The organism is Apibacter sp. B3706, from assembly GCF_011082725.1.
Lineage (GTDB): Bacteria > Bacteroidota > Bacteroidia > Flavobacteriales > Weeksellaceae > Apibacter.
In genome coordinates this window covers 2,256,825-2,273,120 of sequence record NZ_CP049715.1, presented here as the reverse complement: position 1 = coordinate 2,273,120, position 16,296 = coordinate 2,256,825, and the positions used below count along the sequence as shown (strand labels likewise).

The window sequence follows — 16,296 nt, the reverse complement described above, 5'->3', positions numbered from 1 at the left end:
ATTTTCGAATTTTTAATTAAAATATGGTAATCATTACATTGCAAAGAGATAAATGCATAGGATGCAATTATTGTTCGGAGTTTGATCCTGAAAATTTCCGCATGTCTAAAAAAGATGGAAAATCTGTTTTACTAAGGTCTACTGAAAAAAAGGGTTTTTTCACTTTAAAAAATCCTGATAACAATTGTTTTGAGGCTGCAGATAAAGCGGCTAAAGCCTGTCCTGTTAAAATTATTTCTGTAAAAAAAATATGATTCATGTTAAAAAAAGAGGCTCGTAAGAATTTTCTAATGTTAAGATCTTTGCTTACGAAAAAGCAGGTATTATCTAAATCTGAGCAAATTTTTTTACAGTGGAAAAAATCCATTTTGTCCGACTACAATTCTTACCATATTTTCTTAACCATTTCTGACAAAAAGGAGGTTGATACTTCTTTCATACTAAATTATTTGTGGGCTAATCAAAAAAAGGTTTATTGCTCCAAAGTCCATCATAATTCTTTATTACATTTTGAACTTACTCCTGAAACTAAACTTGAAAAAAATTTGTGGGGAATCCCTGAACCGACAGATCAAGATAATATACAAATTAAGAATATAGATTGCATATTTACTCCTTTATTGGCTTATGATATTTTAGGAAACCGCGTAGGATATGGTAAAGGATATTATGACAACTTCCTTAAAAACCACCTTTCTTCTACTAAAGTTGGACTTTCTTTTTTTGAACCCTTGGATTCAATTAACGATATTTCAAGATCGGATATACCTTTGGATTATATTATAACTCCCAATTATTATTCGGTTTTTCCAATTGAGGTAAAGTAAAATTTAAATTCCGATTTAAATTTTTCCGGATTCTTTTTTAAAATATAATTTGCTTGGGATCTCTGAGTAGAGAAATATTTTTTCTTATTATTATAATAATGAACCTTATAATGTACTACTCCTATTGAATCATTTAGAATAGTAGTGGTATCTGATTTTTTCTTTTCAAGTTCAATTGTAACATATTTTACCTTTAAAGAATCCAAATTATTCACAATTTTACTCACATACACCGTGTCTTTTTTAGGAAAATATCCTTTTAATTGTGAAACTATAAGAGTATCAATATCTTTGTTTGATTTATTTTCGGTTGCTAAAATAGCTAAATCATAAACTTCTTGTAACTTTTGTTCTGTTATATGTGATATTACTGCCAATGAATCCATTTTTTCAGAAGCATAATAATTTTTGTTGTTATATTCTTTTATTTTAATGGGATCTTTTTCTCCTTCGTAATACTTTTCCTTCTTACAAGCTACAAAACCTATTATCAGAAAAACTATAATAATTTGAATTATATGCTTATTTTTCATTTTTTTGTATTTTGAATTTAATTAAATCTATTTTTTTGTTCTTATTAATCTGACTGTTAATCAGAATATAATTTTTGAGTGAGGTAGTAGGAGTAGTCATAAAGTCAATGTATTTTTTCTTATCCAGCACTTCAACACCAAATAATTCATTATCGTATACTTGATAAATAAGTGCATCATCAGCGATTAGTTTATTTAATTCTTCTTTTCTTTGTTTTATTAATTGCGATTTTTTATTTTCATCTGCATCGTTTACACCTGTTGAATAATAATATAACATGATAGCATAATCATCAGGTCTCAATTTGAAGTTTCTATTATTCTCTTCTCCCTTATCTCTTATTTCTTTAAGTCCGACTACAAAAGATTCCTTTTTATACATCGGTGAGCTAATAGTCATTTTGAGAGTGTCTGTTGATGATCGATAGGTAAAACAACCGTTAGTAACAGTATAATATTCAGGAGATACTCCATTTTTTTGGATAATTATTTCTAATTTGGATTTTATTAAAGAGCTTCTATCGGCATCATAAAAACAAAACTTGAAGGTATTTCTATATTCGTAATATTTATCTACTGAAAAAACTACAACTAATAATGTGATCAATCCTAACAGTATATATATTAATTTTTTAATGCCAAACGAATGATTTTTATTTTTAGATACATTTATGCCTAAAGATTCTGTTTGTATAGTTTCATCATCATAACCATTAGTTTTTACCTCTACATTTTCTAAAAATTTTTTTTTATCATCGCCAACGGTTTTGTTTATCAATGGCTCATTCGTCACATGTGAAGTTAGATTGTCTTGAGATATTTTAGATTGATATTTTTCCTGAAATTCTGTCCATCCTCTCTTATATCCACAATATTGAGTTAATAAATTGAGCATATCAATTCTGGGTAATTTTTCAAATGAAGATTTAAAATAGGTATAGAACCATTTTTCGCTAACGTTTCCTCTAACTTTCTGTCTTAAATGTTCTTGAAAATATATAATGTCTAATCCTTTCCATTTTGAAATGTCAGGATTTAAGGTAGGAAAATCTTCTAAAAAGGTTTGGGTAACCTCCTTTTTTAATTGCTCAAAAAGTATTTTTTCCTGACCCTTCATTTGTAAAATAATTTTAACACACTGATAATCAGTATATATTTTTTGTAAAATCCAAAAAACAGTTTTTACAAAAATATTACAAGCATTTGAATCTTGCAACAAAGTTTAACTCTCCTATATTTGTTTCTCTAATTTAAATTATATATAATTAAAAAAACTAAAAAATGAAAAAACTAATCTTAAACATTGCAGCTGTAACTGTTATTGCAACAACTTCTTTCATCGCATGTGATAAAAAACAAGCTAGTAGTGATGCTGCTGCTACAACTGATTCTACTGCAACTGCTGCTCCAGCTGTTGATTCTACTGCGGTTGAAGAAGCTCCTCAAACTCAAGCTCCTGCAACAGACACAGTTAAAGCTGAAGCTCCTAAAGCTGAAGAAGCTGCTGCTCCTAAAGCTGAGGAAGCTGAAAAAGCAAAATAATTTGTTTAAATTAAACAAAATTCACAAAAGGTTACAACTTTTTTGTAGCCTTTTTTCTGAAAGTAAATTTTTACTTTTTTAAAACTTAACAAAAACCTTAAGTGATGAATAAAAATTTTTTGAAATTTACTGCCATCACGTTACTTAGTATAACTAGCTCCTTCATTGCATGTGAAAATAATCATAAAAATAAAACTAATGAAATAAATTCCGTGCAAGGACTAAATGCTCAGCCTCAGCAAGAAATAGCGCCGGCTCCTCCTATAGACAGTTCTGCTAACCTTAAGAACAATAACAATCCTGCTATCCCGGGCATGAATGCTCAACCTCAGCAAGAAATTGCTCCCAGCTCAGCATTAGATGAGAGCAACTAAAAATAAATTAAATTTCAAAAAAAATCATTTAAAAATTTATCGTTATGAGAAAAACAATTTTAAACATCTTAACTATTGCTACTATTACTTCTATTTCTTTTATTGCTTGTGAAAAAAAACAAGTTAATCATGTAGATGCCTCTAGTTCAACTGCTGATTCTCTTGCAAAAGATACAGCGACTTTAGGTGAAAAAATTGGAAATTTTACCGATTCTGCTACCGCTCATATAAAAGAAACAGCTCATGAAGCTAAAGAAAGCTTAGACAAGACTGTTGATAAAGTTAAGGACGAAGCAAACGATCAAAACCATAATATCAAAGAAACAGCTAATAACGCTAAAGAAGGTGTGAAAAATGCTGCTGAGGATTCTAAAAATGATATTAAGGAGGCCACTAAAAAATAATTTTTGGATAAATATCTAATATATTTTCATAAAAAAGAGGCATTGGAAATCAATGCCTCTTTTTTATATTCTTTAATTAATTTTATTACATGGATCGTTTATCATTTAATTGATCGCTAACTTTTTGTGAAGCTACAAAAGAAGTGATTGTATTAGTTAACATATCACTTGCTGCACTCGGATTATTGGGCAGCAATATTAAATTAGATCGAGAACTGGCTCCTATCGAGCTTAATGTATCGTAATGTTGAGTAACTACAATTAAAGAAGAGGCCTCTTGTGAGTTTATATTTACTCCGTTTAATACTTTAACTGATTCCTCTAAACCTCGTGCGATTTCTCTCCTTTGATCAGCAATACCTTTTCCTTGTAATTGTTTACTTTCTGCTTCTGCTTTGGCTTTAGCTACAATTTTTATACGCTCTGCTTCTGCTTCATATTCTGCAGCAACCTTTTCTCTTTCTGCTGAATTTATACGATTCATTGCTTGTTTAACTTGCTCATCCGGATCTATATCTGTAACTAAGGCTTTTACAATGCTGTGCCCATAGCTCTGCATCGCTTCTTGCAATTCACTTTTAACAGCAATTGCTATGTCATCTTTTCTTTCAAATACATCATCTAACCGTAATTTAGGAACTTCAGCACGTACTACATCAAAAACATAAGAAGTGATTTGTTCGTATGGATTTTGTAATTTGTAAAATGCATCATACACAGCTGTTTGAACTACATGATATTGGACTGAAACTTTAAGGTGAACAAATACATTATCTTTTGTTTTTGTTTCAATCATTACATCCAATTGCTGGATTTTTAAATTAACTCTTCCTGCGATCTTATCTATGAAAGGAACTTTAAAATTAATCCCAGCATTTCGTGAGGAATTAAATTTTCCAAATCTTTCAATTATTACTGATGTTTGTTGCTTTACAACAAATATAGGCGCGCCTAAAAAAAATAATATAAATAGAACAAATAGTAGTATAATACCCATAATTTATCAAATATTTTTATTTTTATTAAAAACAAATATAAATAATTTTATTTTATCGTATCTTATTGAGGTCTCTGTCCCATCAACATTAAATAGGACTTTAAAAAATCATCTATATTACCATTCATAACTGAGTCAACATCTGAAGTTTCAGTACCTGTTCGAACATCTTTAATCAATCGATAGGGCTGCATTACATAATTTCTTATCTGACTTCCCCATTCTATCTTCATTTTACCCGCCTCTATTTCATCGCGTTTCGCATTTCTTTTTTCAAGTTCAATTTCAAATAAGCGTGATTTTAATAATTGCAATGCTTTTTCCTTATTTTGTAGTTGGGATCTACTTTCTGTATTTTCAATGATGATCTCTTTTTCTTCTGCTGTGTCATCATCTTTATATTTATAGCGTAATCTAACTCCTGTTTCCACTTTATTAACATTTTGTCCACCGGCTCCACTGGAACGAAACGTATCCCATGAAAGCGAAGCTTGATTAATCTGAATCTCAATGGATTCATCTACTAAAGGATACACATACACAGAAGCAAAAGAGGTATGTCTTTTTGCATTGGAATCGAACGGTGAAATTCGAACCAATCGATGCACTCCGTTTTCTCCTTTTAAATAACCAAAGGCATAGTCTCCTTCAATCTCTAATGTTACAGTTTTTACACCTGCTACATCTCCAGCCTGATAATTAAGCTCTTTCACTTTAAAATTATGTTTTTCTGCCCACATAATATACATACGCATGAGCATACTCGCCCAATCACAGCTTTCGGTACCACCTGCTCCTGCTGTTATTTGTATCACAGCGTTTAAATCGTCTCCTTCAGATGATAACATATTTTTAAATTCTATATTTTCAAGCAAAGTAACAACTGTCTGATAATGAGAATTTATTTCATCTTCGGAAACATCTCCTGATTTAAAAAAATCGTATAAAACCACTAAGTCTTCATATTGTGCGTGGATTTCCCGGTACTCTTCAACCCATTTTTTTTTGGCTCTTAATTGTTTTAATATTTTTTCTGCTTCTTTTGGATCTTCCCAAAATGAAGGATCTGCAGATTTTTCTTCTTCATTTTGTATTTCTACTTGCTTTTTTTCTATTTCTAAGTATTCATACAAATCGTTTATCCTTGTCTGTAATTCTTTTAGATTTTCTTGAGTAATCATAAGTAGTACAAAAATACAATGTAAAATTTTATAATTAAAATACCGTATGAAATAATATAATTCAACATATCCCGGTATTAAATTTTTATAATCTGATAAATTAGTTCTAAATTAAATAAAAATTGATGAATTTTGTTTGTAAATTTGCCTTCGTTTTAACGAGTTCATAATAATTATATACCATAATGCCGAACTTATCATTAATAATAAATAATGTATTGTAAATAAGACATTTCATCTTAGGAGAATATTTCTTTTTTTAAATGAGCCTTAAAACTTATGTGTATATATAAAGTAAGCTAAACATTTTTTTCTAAAAAAGTAGTATTGATTTTTTTATTTTGAGAAAAAAATGCCTTTCCAACAGCATACAACTAGTTTACAAAGAATATTTACAAACAAAACAAACGATATAATATAAAATGGAATTATTAAGTAAATTTTTTAAAGATTATCACCTTCAATTAATAGCTACTATAATTGTTATTATGGGGATATATTTTTTAAAACTTATTATAAATAAAATAATTTTAAAATATGGTAATCATACCCATATTAAAGAATTACGAACACGAGTAGTGATTAAATATTCAAGTATATTAATTAATATTTTGGGCTTTGTTCTTCTTATAACCATATGGGGAGTTACTCCGGAATGGATATTTGCTACATTTGCCTCTTTTTTTGCAATTGTAGGTGTCGCCTTTTTTGCCCAATGGTCATTATTAAGCAATGTAACTGCGGGTTTTATCATCTATTTCACAGTTCCATTTCGGATAGGAGACATTATAAAAATTATTGATAAAGATAATCCAATCACCGCAACTGTTGAAGATATTAAGGCTTTCTATGTTGTGCTACGTACCGATGATGGATTTCCGGTAACTTTTCCGAATAACTTAATTTTACAAAAAGCCATATTAACTTTAAAAGCTTCCTAATGAAATCTTTAAAAACCTTTAAATATGAAAAACTTTTTAAATCAATTAATTGTATTTACCCTTTTTGTTACCGGGGTTACATCTGCTCAAAATTTTAATAATTCCGGATTCCAAAATTTGAAAATCGGTGATATTCAAGGAGTATTACTTACCGATGGTTACTTTTATAATCCCTCGGTACAACCTGAAATAGCACCTGTAGCAAAAGCCGAAGATGTTAATAAAATACTTTTAGACAATTATTTACCTACCGATAAATTAAAATTGGCCTTAAATGTATTATTATTAAAAAAGGATAACCATTTAATTTTATTTGACACCGGAACGGGAGAGATTAATGGTAATGGTGGAAAATTGCTTAACGCCCTATCTGTGGTCGGTATTAAACCGGAACAAATTACAGATATTGTGATTACTCATGCTCATTTAGATCATATTGGAGGATTAGTTGCCGATAATAAACCGGTTTTTCCGAATGCCACTATTTATTTAACTAAAAAAGAATATGATTTCTGGACGGGTAAAAAACAGGATTTTTCAAAGTCTAAACGATCAGGAAATGAAGCTGAATTAAAAGAAAGTATTAAAGCAATCAGTACTAAATTAAAATCGATAAAATCGAAAATTAAATTTATCAAGGATAAGGAAACCATTTTAAATTGCATTACATTTTCATTAGCTCCGGGACACACTCCGGGACATATTATTTCAACAATTTATTCCAACAATGAATCATTGGTCCATATTGCTGATTTAGTTCATTATGGAGTATTATTATTCCCACATCCTGAATGGGGAACATCTTTTGACTGGAATTTTGATTTGGCAGTTAAAACACGTATTTCCGTTCTTGATACTTTAAGCAGGGATAAAACCCTTGTTTTTGGTTATCATCTTCCTTATCCGGGTATTGGCTATGTCAAAAAAACAAATTCCAATAGCTTTCAATGGTTAACTTATCCCTTTTTGACTCCTTTACAATAATAATAAAGAAAGGCTATCCATTGATAGCCTTTTTTACTATTTATTTTTATGATTATGCTAAAGCTTTTGTAACCTCATTTGCCGCATCTTCTAAGGTAAGAGCAGATATAACTTTTAATCCACTTTCATCAATCATTTTTTTAGCTATTTCTGCATTAGTTCCCTGTAATCGTACTATGATTGGAACTTTTATAAAATCACTCATATTTTTATAGGCATCTAAAATGCCTTGCGCTACTCGATCGCAACGAACAATACCTCCAAATATATTTACGAGTATCGCTTGTACTCTATCATCCGCTAAAATTATTCTAAATGCTTTTTCTACTCTTTCAGCATCAGCAGTTCCCCCAACATCTAAAAAATTTGCCGGGTCTCCTCCTGAAAGTTTAATGATATCCATCGTTGCCATAGCTAATCCGGCACCGTTTACCATACATCCTACATTGCCTTCTAGTTTTACGAAATTTAATCCTGCCTCTCCTGCTAGTACTTCAGTTGGATCTTCTTCTCTTATATCTCTTAATTTCACATATTCTGGATGCCTGAAAAGAGCGTTGCTATCAATGGTAACTTTTGCGTCTACTGCCGCAATTTGATTATCTGATGTTTTTAAAACTGGATTTATCTCGAATAAGGTAGCATCGCTTTTTATATAAGCTTTATATAATGCAGTCACAAATTTTACCATATTTTTAAACGCCTCTCCGAACAATCCGAGATTAAAAGCAATTTTTCTTGCTTGAAAATTTTGTAAACCAACCGATGGGTCTATTTCTTCATTAAATATAAGTGACGGAGTTTTTTCTGCTACCGTTTCAATGTCCATACCTCCTTCTGTAGAATATATAATTACATTTTTTCCTTTCACTCTGTCTAATAAAACAGACATATAAAATTCTTCAATTTTACCCTCTCCGGGATAATACATATCTTCCGCAATAAATACCTGATGAACTTTCTTACCTTTTTTAGGTGTTTGGGGAGTGATTAGATTCATTCCTATGATTTCGGAGGTGATTTCTTTAACTTCATCCAAAGATTTTGCCAATTTAACTCCTCCTCCTTTTCCTCTTCCTCCTGCATGAATCTGAGCTTTTACCACCCACCATTTGGTACCTGTTTGATCATTCATTTCTTTAGCTGCTTCTACAGCTTTCTCCGGTGTAGTAGCAACTATTCCCCTTTGGACTCTTACTCCAAATGATGCAAGTATTTCTTTTCCTTGATATTCATGTAAATTCATGGCTTATTACTTTAGATTTATATTAATCTACTTCAATTTTTTAAATGCTATAAGGACAAATATACAGATTTTTTAAATGAGATATTTATTAATTAGTAATGCAGTGATATAAATAAAATTTCAAACATTTTCATTACAAATTTATATAGTTTTTTATAGCAAAAAGCGTTTCCTTTAGGTTATTGGGAAACGCTTATTTATATATTAAATTTTATGAATTATTTTTTAATAAACTTATATTTCATTATTTCTTTAGACGTTTGAATTTTTATAATGTAAGCCCCTGAACTTAATGAACTCACATTTACCTCATTAGAAGAATCTATATTGCTACACAATACTTCTTTACCTGATAAATCAAAAATTGAAATGGATTTAATTTGTTGTTCTGAATAAGATTTGATATATAAAATATCTTTAACCGGATTAGGATAGATTACAAATTCATTCGTTTTATTTTTCAGCTCTTCTATTCCCAATTTGCCATTTACAATGGTTAGGGGAAGGTAATTAACGGTTGCTCCTTCCAAGAATTGCCATTCTTGACCATCATTTTCACGTGCAAAAATTCTGATTCGATACGCTCCATTTACTATATCATCTGGTATGTAACCTGATATTATATATGATCCATAGTAATGACCTTCTCCGAAATTATTTACTGAATTTTCTCTAAGTATATATTGCAATTCATCCTTCTCATTAGTCAAAGCTAAAACTATTTTTCCATTAAAAGGTTTACATCGATTATTTTCAAATGAAAATTCTACTCTAAGATAATCTTTAGGTTTAGCTTGTCTTATGTTGGCCGTAAGATTTTTATTATTTAATAAATTAAGATTATGCGATTTAACACCATCCAGTAATTCAATTATACTTGTATCATCTACATTTTGAGCCGTTTTAACAGGTATATACGCCTCTCCTTTCTTTTCCACAACTTTTAAACGATACTTCCCCGCTTTAATAGTACTGTTTAGCGTATAATAATTATTGTTATAATTATACGGATGATTACTTTCATCAAGTAGGGTTACCATTGTATTGTTAAGATCATATAAGGCCATATATTGATTTTTATATATAATGGTATCTTCTATACTTATGTTGTATAAATCATGTTTTTCTACAAAACATTCATCTTTATATACTTTATTTTTAGAAATCGAAAGCTTATTTACAAAATATCTATTGACTTTTTCTCCTCCTTCATTGGGTTTTATATTTATGCCTATACTTTGGCCATATTTATATTCTAATGGGGCATTTGAATTGTAATATCCATCTTGATATCCTCCCCATCCAAAATTAAAATGCAAGAGTCCGTTGGAATCGTATCCATCACAAACAAATGCATGTCCCGATCTATTTTCCGTACTTCCTGAATAATAGACGGGTCTACCTTCATTTAATTCCTTTATTATGATAGTATTCCATTCTTCATCACTGATAGGTATTTCATTAAAATTTCCATTATAATATCGACCTCTTATTATATAATCTATACTTTTATCATAACCAAAATAAGTATACAATGATTTTAATGCTTTCTCGCTAGAAGTTCCACTTGCTTTTACTCCATATTTCATTTGAGCACTTGCTCCTATATGATACATTAAAAGCCCTACAGCCTTTGCTTGCTCATTAGTATAATTGGTAGTGGGTGAATTATAATACTCATTTAACATATTAGACCAATCATATTCGTATTGTTGTAAATCTATCTGTGGAATGTTATAGATTGCATTGTTACTAGGGTCTGTGGTCTGATAGGCCGGAATGATACCAATTCCTTTGTTAGGGTATTGATAAAATTTCATAATCTGCGCGGTAGCCGTTGCTACACAACCGGTATAAACTTTATAAGGTATTTGACTATTATAAGGCTCATCTTGATTCCATTTTGTTTTAAGTAAAGGCTGCAGCGGAGTAATCCTGGTATTTATGCCCTTATTTGAATTTCTATACAATTCCCATTCCTTTTCAATTTCTTTGGTAGGTTTGATTGAATTATCAAAAGCTTGTTGCATACCCAATTCTACGGTTTTCATCCAAGATTGGAAATTGTCCGGAAGATTAGCTGCATCATAATATCCGGAATTGGCATATCCTATAATCGGATAATTTATATCGTCTGCTGAAATGATTATAAAGCCTTGATTTGCTCCAATGTTGTAAACATAGTAATATTTTTGAGAATGATTTTTCTTTAAGTTATTTATTTCATTCTCTGCCGTATAAACTAATTGTAATTGGAATCTTTGACTTTTTTTTAGGTTGGAAAATTGATTATTAATAAAATTTTCTGCAATACGTTTTGCTTCTTCTTGATCTATTTGTTTTGACCATAAATGTAAATTACTAAATATAAATAATAGTAAAATAGATAATAAAAGTTTTCTCATAATAAAATTTTTCAGTTATCTTCAAATTTAATAAAATAAATAATTATTTATTGAATTATTTTTAAAAAAAATATATATTATGATTATTTATTATATAATTACATAATAATATACTTAAATTTTAATTAATTTTCATTTTATAAAATTAATTTTTTTAACTACTAAAAAAGGGTGAAGAAAATTCTTCACCCTTTTTTAAATTTTAAATGTTTTACTGATAATTTAAGTAAAATTTATATTTTAATAAATTTATATTTCTTTATTTCTTTAGACGTTTTAATTTTTATTATGTAAGCTCCTGAACTTAATGAGCTAACATTTACTCCATTAGTAGGATCTATATTGCTTTGCAATACTTCTTTACCTGAAAAATCAAAAATTGAAATGGATTTAATTTGTTGTTCTGAATCAGATTTGATATATAAAATATCTTTAACCGGATTAGGGTAGATTAGAAACTCATTCGTATCATTTTTTAGTTCTTCTATTCCCAGTTTTCCATTTACAACGGTTAGAGGAAGATAATTAACGGCTGCCCCATCCAACAATTGCCATTCTTGACCATCATTTTCACGTGCAAAGATCCTGATTCGATACGCTCCATTAGCAATATCATCCGGTATGTAACCTGAAATTATATATGATCCATAGTAATAACCCTCTCTTAAATTATTTATTAAATCTTTTCCAAGAATATAGATCAATTTATCCTCATCATTAGTCAAAGCTAAAGCTATCGTTCCATTAAAAGGTTTACATCGATTATTTCCAAATGAAAATTCTACTTGCAGGTAATCTTTAGGTTTAGCTTGTTTTATGTTAGCCGTAAGAACTTTATTATTTAATAAATTAAGGTTATGCGATTTAACACCATCCAGTAATTCTATTATACTTGTATCATCTACATTTTGAGCCGTTTTAATTGGTATATACGCATCTCCTTTCTTTTCCACTACTTTTAAACGATACTTCCCTGCTTTAATAGTACTGTTTAGCGTATAATAATTATTGTTAAAATTATTCGGATTTGTACTTTCATTAAGTAGAGTTACCATTGTATTGTTAAGATCATATAAAGCCATGTATTGATTTTTATATATAATCGTATCTTCTATATTTATGTTGTATAAATCATGTTTTTCTACAAAACATTCATCTTTATATACTTTATTAGTTGAAATTGTAAGCTTATTTACAAAATATTTATTTACTTTTTCTCCTCCTTCATTGGGTTTTATATTTATACCTATACTTTGGCCATATTTATATTCTAATGGGGCATTTGAATTATAATATCCGTCTTGATTTCCTCCCCATCCAAAATTAAAATGTAAGAGTCCGTTGGAATCATATCCATCACAAACAAATGCATGTCCAGAATTTTTGTCCGTATTTCCTGAATAATAGACGGGTCTATCTTCATTTAATTCTTTTATTATTATCTCCTCCCATTCTTCATCACTGATAGGTATTTCATTTAAATTACTGAAATATTTACCTCGAATTATATAATCTATACTTTTGTCATAATCATAATAAGTATACAATGCCTTTAAAGCTTTCCGGCTTGAAGTCCCGCTTTCTTTTACTCCATATTTCATTTGGGCACTTGCTCCTATATGATACATTAATAGCCCTACAGCCTTTGCTTGTTCATTGGTATAATTGAGAGTAGGTGAATTATAATATTCATTTAACATATTTGCCCAATCATACTCGTATTGCTTTAAATCTATCTGCTGTATATTATAGGTTACATTGTTACTGGGGTCTATGGTCTGATAAGCCGGAATGATACCTGTTCCTTTTTTAGGGTGTTGATGAAATTTCATAATCTGTGCGGTAGCCGTTGCTACACAACCGGTAAGAACTTCATAAGGAATTTGACTATTATAAGGTGTTCTTTGATTCCATTTTGTTTTAATAAGCGGTTCTAATGCGGTAAGTCTGGTTGGGATGCTTTTTTTTGAAATTCTATATAATTCCCATTCCTTTTCAATTTCTTTGGTAGGCTTGGTTGAGTTATCAAAAGCTTGTTGCATACCCAATTCAACGGTTTTCATCCAAGATTGGAAATTTTCCGGAAGATTAGCTGCATCATAATATCCGGAATTGGAATATCCTATGATCGGATAATTTATATCGTCTGCTGAAATGATAATAAAGCCTTGATTTGCTCCAATATTATAAACATAATAATACTTTTCGGAATGATTTTTCTTTAGCTTATTTACTTCATTCTCTGCAGTATAAACTAAGTCTAGTTTAAACCCATTACTTCTCTTTAAGTTTGAAAATTGATTATTTATAAAATTTTCAGCAATGTGTTTTGCTTCTTCCTGATCTATTTGTTTAGACCATATCGGCAGGCAATTAAATATAAATAATAAAAAAAACAAAAAATTTCTCATAGTTAATTCTTTAAAAATTATATTCAAATGTAATAAATAAATGCATTTATTATGTGATGTCATTTAATTTTAATAACCAATTTAAGCCTTTATATTTTAATAATACACTTAACATTCACATCTTTAATGGAATAAAATATTACCATAAATTGAAAATAATCTTGCCTTCTTTAATTTTTATAAACAAGCTTGATTAAAAGTTTTTTTTTATATTTATAAAAAAAGGTTGGAAAAAAAAATCTTCCAACCTTTTTTAGACCATTATTTATATATTTTAACTTTTGTAATAGATATAATAAGATATTATTATATTGAATGGATAATTAAAAACTAAAGTGTCTCTTTTAACCATTTAAAAAATTCTTTTTGCCAAATTATACCATTTTGAGGTTGTTGAACCCAATGGCTTTCTTCCGGAAAATACAAAAGTCGGCTCTTTATGCCCTTCAACTGCGCCGCTTGAAAAGCTTCAAGACCTTGAGTATAAGGAACTCGATAATCTCTTCCCCCATGAATAATCAATATAGGAGTATCCCAATTAGAAACTAATTTAATAGGATTAAATTCTTTATAAGCTTTGGGTTGAGGATTTTCCCAATAAGCTCCACCTATATCATAATTGGGAAAGAATATTTCTTCGGTTGATCCATACATGGATTCTAAGTCAAATACCCCACAATGTGAAATAAAAGTTTTAAATCTTTTCTTATGAATACCTGCTAAATAATAAACCGAATAACCGCCATAACTGGCTCCTACAGCACCTAAACGATTTTTGTCCACATAGGGTTCTTTAGAAACTTCATCAATAGCAGATAAATAGTCTCTCATAGGTTGTCCACCCCAGTCACCTGATATCTCTTCATTCCATTTCACGCCGAAAGAAGGCAATCCTCTTCGATTGGGGGCTACAACAATATAACCGTTGGATGCCATAATCTGAAAGTTCCAACGGAAACTGTAAAATTGAGATACCGTACTTTGAGGCCCTCCCTGACAGTATAATAAAGTAGGGTATTTTTTATTTTTATCAAAATCTGGAGGATATATTACCCAAACCAACATTTTTTTTCCATCAGTAGTGTCAATCCATCTTTCTTCAACTCTACAACTTTTTATCTTTTGATAGAGGTCATCATTTACTGAAGTTAACTTAGTTTCTACTCCGGTTTTAATATTTACTTTATAAATTTCAGACGCATGATTCATGTCTTGACGCTCTCCAACCAAATAATCACCGGTGATACGTATGCTAACATAATCATGCTGACCTTTGGTAATTTGTCTGATTTTTTTTGTTTTGATATCTAACTCAAAAAATTGTTTAGTAGCGTTGATACCGGCCAAAAAATAAATTTTCTTTCCATTTTTAGCCCAAACATAGTCTATTACCGTATTATCCCAAGTTGAAGTTAAATTTATTGTTTTCTGAGTAGCCAAATCATAAATTTTTAGATCATTTTTATCTGCCTCATATCCGTCTGTTTTCATTGACAACCACGCCAATACTCCACCTTGTGGACTAAACTTAGGGTTAGTATCGTATCCTTTATTTTCAACAGTTAAATTTTGCGTTTGTTGTGAAAATATATCATAAAGGTATATATCCGTATTGGTAGAAATTGCATCTTGAGTTCCGAAAAGTTTTTTGGATTGGTAAACTAAATATTTACTATCCGGAGAAAATGAATAATCTTCGGAATTATATTTTTCATCCTTATTGATATCCACCAAACTTCCGTTTGTACTACCAATGAATATATGTTTAAATTTTCCGTCTTTCCAGGTATCCCAATGTCTATACATTAAATGATCATAAACTTTCACATCTGATTTTTCCATTGTTGGATATATATCTGAGCCTAAAACTTTTTCTAATTTTACCGGTTTAGATATAGCAAAATAGTTGGAATTATTCGCATAAAGTAACCCGGAAAGAATTTCGTTTTCTTTATTAATTTTTTCTGTTTTCTTAGTTTTTAGATTATAAGAATAGATATCTTCTCCCACCGAATATATAAATTCATTTTGTGAATGAAAAGATAATGCTTTTTCCTTGTCTTTACTTTCATTAAGTCTGATAATTTGCCCATCTAGATTTAGATGATATAAATCTCTGGTACTGTTATTTTCATCAACATTATAATATTGAACACCATAAATAATGTCTCCGGTATCATTTACAGCGTCTATAGATACCCTACCTAAACTCCAAAGTAATTCAGGAGTCAAATTTTGTTTTTGTGCCATAGTAAAAATCCCGATTAGAATTGATACAAGTAAACTACTTTTTCTCATTACTAACTCTTTCCGTTTTTTGAAATAATTTCAAAATTAACATTTTCTTAAACACTTATTTCATTACTTCTTAATTTTAATCAGATTTATGGGTAAATTAATAGTCATTATTTTTATATTGGCACAATTATTTCAAGATAATATAGTTAATAT

General features: G+C 29.6%; 15 protein-coding genes. 7 read left to right on the top strand and 8 right to left on the bottom strand.

The window, feature by feature from the left end; genetic code table 11:
• Positions 1–23 precede the first annotated feature (23 nt).
• Together G8C41_RS09950 and G8C41_RS09945 are read left to right on the top strand one after the other, a co-directional pair.
• Complete coding sequence (locus tag G8C41_RS09950; protein ID WP_105296827.1) at positions 24–254, top strand: ferredoxin; 231 nt, start codon at positions 24–26, stop codon at positions 252–254.
• A 3-nt stretch (positions 255–257) separates the two neighbouring features.
• The gene (locus tag G8C41_RS09945; RefSeq protein ID WP_166007605.1) at positions 258–827 is read left to right on the top strand and encodes a 5-formyltetrahydrofolate cyclo-ligase; all 570 of its coding nucleotides are present in this window, start codon (positions 258–260) and stop codon (positions 825–827) included.
• Here the strand turns inward: G8C41_RS09945 and G8C41_RS09940 are convergent.
• Together G8C41_RS09940 and G8C41_RS09935 are read right to left on the bottom strand one after the other, a co-directional pair.
• Positions 797–1,360: a hypothetical protein gene (locus G8C41_RS09940; RefSeq protein ID WP_166007603.1), complete on the bottom strand. Its 564-nt coding sequence runs from the start codon at positions 1,358–1,360 to the stop codon at positions 797–799. The two genes, G8C41_RS09945 and G8C41_RS09940, sit on opposite strands and share 31 nt — an antisense overlap.
• Positions 1,350–2,477 carry a hypothetical protein gene (locus G8C41_RS09935; RefSeq protein ID WP_166007601.1) on the bottom strand — a complete coding sequence of 376 codons (1,128 nt, stop codon included), beginning with the start codon at positions 2,475–2,477 and terminating at the stop codon, positions 1,350–1,352. The genes G8C41_RS09940 and G8C41_RS09935 overlap by 11 nt, the downstream gene beginning before the upstream one ends.
• Before the next feature lie 164 nt (positions 2,478–2,641).
• On the opposite strand from G8C41_RS09935, the gene G8C41_RS09930 reads away from it, so the two are divergent.
• The 3 genes from G8C41_RS09930 (at position 2,642) to G8C41_RS09920 (ending at position 3,680) form a co-directional block, all read left to right on the top strand.
• Positions 2,642–2,902 (top strand): hypothetical protein, encoded by a 261-nt coding sequence (locus G8C41_RS09930; protein WP_166007599.1) that lies wholly within the window; start codon positions 2,642–2,644, stop codon positions 2,900–2,902.
• Between the two features lie 104 nt (positions 2,903–3,006).
• A complete protein-coding gene (locus G8C41_RS09925) occupies positions 3,007–3,276 on the top strand; it encodes a hypothetical protein (RefSeq protein WP_160556893.1) in 270 nt (89 codons plus the stop codon).
• A 44-nt stretch (positions 3,277–3,320) separates the two neighbouring features.
• Entirely contained in the window at positions 3,321–3,680 is a 360-nt protein-coding gene (locus G8C41_RS09920; protein ID WP_166007597.1) for a hypothetical protein, read from the top strand.
• Positions 3,681–3,765: 85 nt separating this feature from the next.
• On the opposite strand, the gene G8C41_RS09915 is transcribed toward G8C41_RS09920, so the two are convergent.
• Both G8C41_RS09915 and prfB read right to left on the bottom strand, forming a co-directional pair.
• Positions 3,766–4,677 (bottom strand): SPFH domain-containing protein, encoded by a 912-nt coding sequence (locus G8C41_RS09915; protein WP_166007595.1) that lies wholly within the window; start codon positions 4,675–4,677, stop codon positions 3,766–3,768.
• Positions 4,678–4,739: 62 nt separating this feature from the next.
• The gene (gene prfB, locus G8C41_RS09910; RefSeq protein ID WP_166007593.1) at positions 4,740–5,858 is read right to left on the bottom strand and encodes a peptide chain release factor 2; all 1,119 of its coding nucleotides are present in this window, start codon (positions 5,856–5,858) and stop codon (positions 4,740–4,742) included.
• A 422-nt stretch (positions 5,859–6,280) separates the two neighbouring features.
• Here prfB and G8C41_RS09905 point away from each other — a divergent pair, with 422 nt between their 5' ends.
• Both G8C41_RS09905 and G8C41_RS09900 read left to right on the top strand, forming a co-directional pair.
• Positions 6,281–6,799, top strand: a complete 519-nt coding sequence (locus G8C41_RS09905) for a mechanosensitive ion channel family protein (protein ID WP_105296836.1) — start codon at positions 6,281–6,283, stop codon at positions 6,797–6,799.
• A gap of 24 nt (positions 6,800–6,823) precedes the next feature.
• Positions 6,824–7,783, top strand: a complete 960-nt coding sequence (locus tag G8C41_RS09900) for an MBL fold metallo-hydrolase (protein ID WP_166007591.1) — start codon at positions 6,824–6,826, stop codon at positions 7,781–7,783.
• Positions 7,784–7,835: 52 nt separating this feature from the next.
• Here G8C41_RS09900 and sucC read toward each other — a convergent pair whose 3' ends face one another.
• The 4 genes from sucC to G8C41_RS09880 all read right to left on the bottom strand — a co-directional run bounded on the left by sucC (position 7,836) and on the right by G8C41_RS09880 (position 16,143).
• Entirely contained in the window at positions 7,836–9,029 is a 1,194-nt protein-coding gene (gene sucC / locus G8C41_RS09895) for an ADP-forming succinate--CoA ligase subunit beta (RefSeq protein ID WP_166007588.1), read from the bottom strand.
• A gap of 218 nt (positions 9,030–9,247) precedes the next feature.
• Positions 9,248–11,434: a thiol protease/hemagglutinin PrtT gene (locus G8C41_RS09890; protein ID WP_166007586.1), complete on the bottom strand. Its 2,187-nt coding sequence runs from the start codon at positions 11,432–11,434 to the stop codon at positions 9,248–9,250.
• A gap of 233 nt (positions 11,435–11,667) precedes the next feature.
• Entirely contained in the window at positions 11,668–13,845 is a 2,178-nt protein-coding gene (locus tag G8C41_RS09885) for a thiol protease/hemagglutinin PrtT (protein ID WP_166007584.1), read from the bottom strand.
• Positions 13,846–14,175: 330 nt separating this feature from the next.
• Positions 14,176–16,143, bottom strand: coding sequence for a S9 family peptidase (locus G8C41_RS09880; RefSeq protein WP_166007582.1), 1,968 nt, complete (start codon positions 16,141–16,143; stop codon positions 14,176–14,178).
• Between the last annotated feature and the right edge of the window lie 153 nt (positions 16,144–16,296).

Excerpts from the sequence above, each read along its gene's own strand:
- G8C41_RS09890 (WP_166007586.1), bottom strand. The coding sequence starts at position 11,434 with ATGAGAAAACTTTTATTATCTATTTTACTATTATTTATATTTAGTAAT.
- G8C41_RS09930 (WP_166007599.1), top strand. The coding sequence starts at position 2,642 with ATGAAAAAACTAATCTTAAACATTGCAGCTGTAACTGTTATTGCAACA.
- G8C41_RS09950 (WP_105296827.1), top strand. The coding sequence starts at position 24 with ATGGTAATCATTACATTGCAAAGAGATAAATGCATAGGATGCAATTAT.
- G8C41_RS09940 (WP_166007603.1), bottom strand. The coding sequence starts at position 1,360 with ATGAAAAATAAGCATATAATTCAAATTATTATAGTTTTTCTGATAATA.
- G8C41_RS09920 (WP_166007597.1), top strand. The coding sequence starts at position 3,321 with ATGAGAAAAACAATTTTAAACATCTTAACTATTGCTACTATTACTTCT.
- G8C41_RS09905 (WP_105296836.1), top strand. The coding sequence starts at position 6,281 with ATGGAATTATTAAGTAAATTTTTTAAAGATTATCACCTTCAATTAATA.
- G8C41_RS09945 (WP_166007605.1), top strand. The coding sequence starts at position 258 with ATGTTAAAAAAAGAGGCTCGTAAGAATTTTCTAATGTTAAGATCTTTG.
- G8C41_RS09925 (WP_160556893.1), top strand. The coding sequence starts at position 3,007 with ATGAATAAAAATTTTTTGAAATTTACTGCCATCACGTTACTTAGTATA.
- G8C41_RS09880 (WP_166007582.1), bottom strand. The coding sequence starts at position 16,143 with ATGAGAAAAAGTAGTTTACTTGTATCAATTCTAATCGGGATTTTTACT.
- G8C41_RS09885 (WP_166007584.1), bottom strand. The coding sequence starts at position 13,845 with ATGAGAAATTTTTTGTTTTTTTTATTATTTATATTTAATTGCCTGCCG.
- prfB (WP_166007593.1), bottom strand. The coding sequence starts at position 5,858 with ATGATTACTCAAGAAAATCTAAAAGAATTACAGACAAGGATAAACGAT.
- sucC (WP_166007588.1), bottom strand. The coding sequence starts at position 9,029 with ATGAATTTACATGAATATCAAGGAAAAGAAATACTTGCATCATTTGGA.
- G8C41_RS09915 (WP_166007595.1), bottom strand. The coding sequence starts at position 4,677 with ATGGGTATTATACTACTATTTGTTCTATTTATATTATTTTTTTTAGGC.
- G8C41_RS09900 (WP_166007591.1), top strand. The coding sequence starts at position 6,824 with ATGAAAAACTTTTTAAATCAATTAATTGTATTTACCCTTTTTGTTACC.
- G8C41_RS09935 (WP_166007601.1), bottom strand. The coding sequence starts at position 2,477 with ATGAAGGGTCAGGAAAAAATACTTTTTGAGCAATTAAAAAAGGAGGTT.